Annotated in this window: 6 protein-coding genes; 3 read left to right on the forward strand and 3 right to left on the reverse strand. The window is 71.2% G+C overall.

What is annotated here, in order from left to right; all coding sequences use genetic code 11:
• The first annotated feature begins 139 nt into the window (after positions 1–139).
• Positions 140–847: a hypothetical protein gene (locus BN12_RS17185; RefSeq protein ID WP_048554375.1), complete on the forward strand. Its 708-nt coding sequence runs from the start codon at positions 140–142 to the stop codon at positions 845–847.
• Positions 848–1,026: 179 nt separating this feature from the next.
• Here BN12_RS17185 and BN12_RS17190 read toward each other — a convergent pair whose 3' ends face one another.
• Both BN12_RS17190 and BN12_RS17195 read right to left on the reverse strand, forming a co-directional pair.
• Positions 1,027–2,106 (reverse strand): threonine aldolase family protein, encoded by a 1,080-nt coding sequence (locus BN12_RS17190; RefSeq protein ID WP_235432448.1) that lies wholly within the window; start codon positions 2,104–2,106, stop codon positions 1,027–1,029.
• 2 nt (positions 2,107–2,108) lie between these two features.
• Entirely contained in the window at positions 2,109–3,458 is a 1,350-nt protein-coding gene (locus BN12_RS17195) for a class II 3-deoxy-7-phosphoheptulonate synthase (RefSeq protein ID WP_048554377.1), read from the reverse strand.
• 114 nt (positions 3,459–3,572) lie between these two features.
• On the opposite strand from BN12_RS17195, the gene BN12_RS17200 reads away from it, so the two are divergent.
• Positions 3,573–4,082, forward strand: a complete 510-nt coding sequence (locus BN12_RS17200; RefSeq protein WP_048554380.1) for a hemerythrin domain-containing protein — start codon at positions 3,573–3,575, stop codon at positions 4,080–4,082.
• 28 nt (positions 4,083–4,110) lie between these two features.
• Here the strand turns inward: BN12_RS17200 and BN12_RS17205 are convergent, their stop codons facing one another.
• Positions 4,111–4,959, reverse strand: coding sequence for a lysophospholipid acyltransferase family protein (locus BN12_RS17205; protein ID WP_083454728.1), 849 nt, complete (start codon positions 4,957–4,959; stop codon positions 4,111–4,113).
• A gap of 121 nt (positions 4,960–5,080) precedes the next feature.
• Here BN12_RS17205 and BN12_RS17210 point away from each other — a divergent pair, with 121 nt between their 5' ends.
• Positions 5,081–5,839: an alpha/beta hydrolase gene (locus BN12_RS17210; RefSeq protein WP_048554382.1), complete on the forward strand. Its 759-nt coding sequence runs from the start codon at positions 5,081–5,083 to the stop codon at positions 5,837–5,839.
• The last annotated feature ends 97 nt before the right edge of the window (positions 5,840–5,936 follow it).

The following is a 5,936-nucleotide window of genomic DNA, read 5'->3' on the forward strand; positions in this document are numbered from 1 at the left end:
GACGACAACAACTCGGCACGTGCGGGCTTGTCGTGGTCGGGTGGCCCGCGTGACCACGACAACCCGGCACGTGCAGACCTGATGTCCGAATCCGGGCGCCTGACGCGACGTGGACAGAAGGTTAGGCTAACCTAACTCTATGAAGAGCGCGAAGGTGAGGACCGAGGACGTCGCAGCCGAGGCACGCAGCATTCTGTCCTGCCCGGCCCAGATCGGCGTCACCATCGACGGGGTGCTGGCGCGGTTCATCGACGGTGCGCACATCGCCGCGCGCGAGGATGGCCGGCCGACGTTCGCCTGCCACCCCGACGACCCGCTCGTCGATGCCGCTCGCTGTGGTTCCGCGGCGGTCCTCACCGTCCGCAGCGGCGTGACGGGCGGTTGGTCCGAGGAGGCCACGGTCATCGTGACCGGTCGCCTGCTGCCGAGCGGACGGTTCGAGTGCGACTGCTGCGATGCGGTGCGGGAGCAGGTCGACGTCGATCCGGCCACCGTCGTCCTCTGCGTACCGGACGGCGACGGACGCCAGACACGGATCCAGGTGCCCCTCGATGCCTTCCATGACCCGGCCCACGGCCTCAACCGGGGCTACCTCCAACAGTCGACGACCCATCTCAACATGTGCCACCAACGCGAGCTGCGGCTCGCCGTCGGCGCCTTGGCCCAGCTTCACCTGGCCGACATCGCGGGGGTGACGCTGAGCGACCTGCACCCCGACGGTGTCGTCATCGGCTGGGTGACGCTCGACGGTGCGCACCGGCGCGAGCTGCGGTTCTCCCGGGCGGCACGGACGGTGACCGAGCTCGGGGAGCTGCTGCGCTTCCACCTCCATCACGGCCTGTGCTGAGTCCGCGCACCCGGCCCACCTCGGCGATGCCCACCCGGCACCGTCGCTCCGGCCCGATCAGCTTTATCGGGTGACCCCGGAACACTGAGCTTCACCCGACTCTCCTTCTCGGGTGAAGCTCAGTCTTGTGGGGTGACCCGATAAAGCGAGGAGGTGCGCAAGGCCCTCGCAGCGGGCTCTCAGGCAGCAGGTCCCTCGCGCAGCAGGGTCGTCACGACGTCGACGGCGACGTCGGTCGCCGCGTCGTCGACGTCGAGATGCCAGACGAGCCGGACGGCCCGGGGACCGACGGCATAGAGCCGGACGCCCTGCGCCGCGGCACCGTCGACGAAGGCCGGCGCCGACCAGCCGGCGACACCCACGTCGAGGATGACGATGTTCGTCTCCACCGTGGCGGGGTCGACGGACCCCGGGGCCGCGGCCGCGGCGCCCACGGCGAGTCGGCGGGCCCGCGCGTGGTCCTCGGCGAGCCGCTCGACGTGGTGGTCGAGGGCGTGGAGACCGGCCGCCGCGAGGATGCCGACCTGCCGCATTCCCCCGCCGTACCGCTTGCGCCAGAGCCGAGCCCGCCCCATCGCCTCCGCGGACCCGACGAGGACCGAGCCGACCGGCGCTCCGAGGCCCTTGGACAGGCATACCGAGACGGTGTCGAACTCGCGGCCGTAGTCGGCGAAGGGGACGCCCGTCGCGACGTGGGCGTTCCACAGGCGGGCGCCGTCGAGGTGCATCGCGACCCCGACGTCGCGGGTGCCGGCCCGGACGGCTCGGATCTCCTCCAACGGCTGGACGGTGCCGCCGCCGAAGTTGTGGGTGTTCTCGACGACGACGAGCGCGGTGCGCACCTGGTAGGCGCCGCCGCCGGTGACCATGAGCGACAGGGGGTCGGCGGCCCGGAGCAGCCCACGAGGCGAGGACCAGGTCCGCGAGGTGATGCCGGAGAAGACGGCCGCCGCGCCCATCTCGGCCCGGGCCACGTGGGCGAGCGCGTCGCATACCAGCTCCTCGCCGGGAGCGACCGACAGCCGCAGGCCGAGCTGGTTGGCCATCGTGCCGCTCGGGGTGAACAGGCCGTCCTCGTGACCGAGCAGGCTGGCCACCCGGCGTTCGAGCTCCCGGACCGTCGGGTCCTCGCCGAAGACGTCGTCCCCGACGGGCGCGACGGCCATCGCCTCGCGCATCGCAGGGGTCGGCTTCGTCAGCGTGTCGGACAGCAGGTCGGCGGCGACGGGCACGGCGGCCACGGACGGGTTGGCAGCCACGGTCAGTCGGCGAGCATCTCGGCGACGAGGAACGCCAGCTCGAGACTCTGCTGGTGGTTCAGCCGCGGGTCGCAGACGCTCTCGTAGCGCTTGGTGAGGTCGGCGTCGAGGATCTTCTCGGCTCCGCCGATGCACTCGGTCACGTCGTTGCCCGTCAGCTCGACGTGGATGCCGCCGGGCACGGTGCCGAGCTCGCGGTGCACCTCGAAGAAGCCGCGCACCTCGTCGACGATGTCCTCGAAGTCGCGCGTCTTGAAGCCCGACTCCGACTCGAAGGTGTTGCCGTGCATGGGATCGCACACCCACGTGACGTGGGCGCCGGACGCGTGGACCTTCGCGACGATCGGCGGCAGGGCCTCGCGCACGCGACCCGCCCCCATCCGCGTGATGAAGGTGAGGCGCCCCTCCTCGTTGTCGGGGTTGATCCGCTCGACGAGCCGCAGGACGTCGTCGGGACTCGCCTTGTCGGACACCTTCGCGCCGATCGGGTTGCGCACCTTGGAGACGAAGTCGACGTGCGCGCCGTCGCCGTCGCGGGTCCGCTCACCGACCCAGACGAGGTGGGCGGAGGTGTCGTAGAGGTCGCCCGTCCGGGAGTCGACGCGCGTCAGCGGACGCTCGTAGTCCAGCAGCAGCGCCTCGTGAGCGGCGAAGAACTCGACGGTCTTCATCGTCTCGAAGTCCGCGCCGCAGGCCGCCATGAACTTCATCGCCTTGTCGATGTCGCGGGCGAGCTTCTCGTAGCGGGCGTTCGCCGAGTTGGCGACGAAACCGCGGTTCCAGTCGTGGACGTGCCGCAGGTCGGCGAACCCGCCCGAGGTGAAGGCCCGCACGAGGTTCAGCGTCGCGCTGCTCGTGTGGTACGCGCGCAGCAGCCGCGTCGGATCGGGGGTGCGGGCCTCCGGCGTGAACTCGAAGTCGTTGACCATGTCGCCGCGGTATGCCGGGAGCGTCACCCCCTCGCGCGTCTCGGTGCCGCTCGACCGCGGCTTCGCGAACTGGCCCGCCATCCGGCCGACCTTGACGACGGGGACGGACGCGCCGTAGGTGAGGACGGCCGCCATCTGCAGGACGGTCTTGATCCGGTCGCGGATGTTGTCCGCCGTCGCGTTGGCGAACGTCTCGGCGCAGTCGCCGCCCATGAGGACGAACGCCTCGCCACGCGCCGCCGCCGCGATCCGGGAGCGCAGCACGTCGCACTCACCGGCGAAGACGAGGGGCGGGTAGGTGAGCAGCGTCGCGACGACGTCGGCGAGGGCGGCCTCGTCGGGCCAGGTCGGCTGCTGACCGGCGACGAGGGTCGTGCCGGCGCGCAGGTCGATGAGGGGATCTGCGGGGGAGGTCGTGCTCACCGGACAAGGATAGGCGCGTCGGTATGCGGGTCCGGTCGCCCGACCGCATCCCGGTCCTCCCGTTCCCGCGCCGGCCCGGGAGGGCCACACTGGACCGGAGGTGGAAGGAGTGTCATGTGCAGCTACTGCGGGTGCCGGGCCATCACGCCGATCGGTGACCTCACGGCCGAGCACGTCACGATCCAGAACCTCTGCGGCGAGGTGCGGCGCGCGGTCTCCGCCGGCGACCACGCGACGGCAGCGGCCCGGCTGAGCGAGCTCGCCGACGTCGTCCACGAGCACGACGCCGTCGAGGAGCAGAGCATCTACCCCGCGATGGGTCGGATCCCGGAGTTCGGCGACAAGGTCGGCACCCTCTTCGACGAGCACGACGAGCTCGACGCCGTCATCGACGAGGCGCTCGCGACCGTCGCGAGCGACGGGCCCGCCGCGGTGCGCTGGGACGCGCTCCTCGCCGTCTTCGAGGTGCTCCTGGAGCACATCCAGCACGAGGAGAACGGCCTGTTCCCCGCCGCGGCGATCGCCCTCGACACGCCCGATTGGGAGCACGCGATGCGGGTCCGGGAGGAGTACCACCGGATCCACCCGGACGCGCCGGGTCCGCAGCATACGGACGCGCTGTAGGTCGACCGCGCCCGGCGGGTGGGGCCGGTCAGCTCGCGCGGGGCTGGGTGTCGGACTCGTCGTCGAGGGGCGCGGGCGCCGGGACGGATCCGTCGTCCTCGAGCTGGAGGGCCTCCAGCTGGAGGGCCTCCTCGAGCTCCTTGGCGGCGTGCCCCGGCAGGGCCGCCTCCTGCAGCTCCCGGGCCTTGCTCTTGGCGACCCGGAGCAGGCGCTGCTTCTGGGACGTCGCATACATGTCGACGTACTCTTGGCCCGACAGCTCCATCAGCTCATACATGATCTCGTCGGTGATGGAGCGCAGGACGAACCGGTCGTCCTCCATCCCCTCGTAACGGGAGAAGTCGAGCGGCCGGCCGAACCGGATGCCGATGCGCATGATCGTCGGGATCTTCTGACCGGTCGGCTGGGCCTGGTCGGTGCCGATCATCGCGACGGGGATGACCGTGACCCGCCCCTCGAGGGCCATCCGCGCCACGCCGGTCCGGCCCCGGTAGAGCCGGCCGTCGGGGCTGCGGGTGCCCTCGGGGTAGATGCCGAGGAGGTCGCCGCGCCCGAGGACCGACAGTCCCTGGCGCAGCGCGGCCTCGCTCGCCCGGCCGCCGGAGCGGTCGACGGGCAGCTGGCCGACGCCCTTGAAGAACATCGCCATGAGGCGGCCCTTGAGCCCTGGCGTGTTGAAGTAGTCGGACTTGGCGAGGAAGGTGACCTTCCGGTCGACGACGAGCGGCAGGAAGATCGAGTCGGAGAACGAGAGGTGGTTGCTCGCGAAGATCGCGGGGCCCTCCTGCGGGACGTTCTCCGCGCCCTCGACCCATGGACGGAAGAGGAGCTTGACGATGGGACCGACGACGATGGTCTTCAGGAGCCAATAGAGCAACCGAGTACACCTTCCACGCGCGTGCCGAGCACTCTACGGCACTGTCAACCCCTACCGGAGGCGCGACGGGCCGTGCGAGGATCGAGGGTGACATCCCTGTCCTGACGAGGAGCCCCAAGCCGTGTCCGTCGTCCCCGGCGCCGAGCCGTTCCATCGCGCGGGCACCCGCACCGGCTTCCTCCTCTGCCACGGCTTCACGGGCAACCCGGTCAGCATGCGTCCGTGGGCGGAGCACCTGGCCGACCGGGGCCTCACCGTCCGGGTGCCGCTGCTGCCCGGTCACGGGCGCACGTGGCAGGAGATGAACCGGACGACGTGGCAGGAGTGGTATGCCGAGGCCGAGTCGGCCTTCACCCTCCTGCGCGAGTCGTGCGACACCGTCTTCGTCGGCGGGCTGTCGATGGGGGGCGCCCTCGTGACGCGCCTCGCCGAGCGGCACGGCCCCGCCGTGGCCGGCGTGGTCCTCGTGAACCCCGCCATCAAGGTCGAGGACCCCCGGATGAGGGCGCTGCCCCTCCTCCAGCGGTTCGTCCCGTCCCTCGCAGGCATCGGCGACGACATCAAGAAGCCGGGGCAGTCGGAGCAGGCGTACGACCGCATACCGCTCAAGGCCCTGCACTCCCAGACCCGGCTGTGGGCCGAGGTGATCCGCGACCTGCCGTCGGTCACCCAGCCGGTGCTCCTGTTCCGGTCTGCGGTCGACCACGTCGTGCCCGCGTCGAGCTCGGCGCTCCTGCTGTCGCGGATCTCGAGCACCGACGTCAGCGAGGTCGTCCTCCACGACTCCTTCCACGTCGCGACGCTCGACCACGACGCGCCGCGGATCTTCGCCGAGACCGATGCCTTCGTCGAGCGGCTGGTCGGTGCCGATGCCCTCTGACGACCACCTCGACGGCCGCGACGTCGACGCCGAGTTCGCGGCGATCATCGCCGGCTGGGACGCGGTCCCCGACCTCCCGCCGTCACTGACCGACGAC

This window comes from Nostocoides japonicum T1-X7, assembly GCF_001046855.1.
GTDB classification, from domain to species: domain Bacteria; phylum Actinomycetota; class Actinomycetes; order Actinomycetales; family Dermatophilaceae; genus Nostocoides; species Nostocoides japonicum.

Bases quoted from the DNA above. Each gene is read 5' to 3' on its own strand.
- BN12_RS17200 (WP_048554380.1), top strand. From the start codon at position 3,573: ATGTGCAGCTACTGCGGGTGCCGGGCCATCACGCCGATCGGTGACCTC.
- BN12_RS17185 (WP_048554375.1), top strand. From the start codon at position 140: ATGAAGAGCGCGAAGGTGAGGACCGAGGACGTCGCAGCCGAGGCACGC.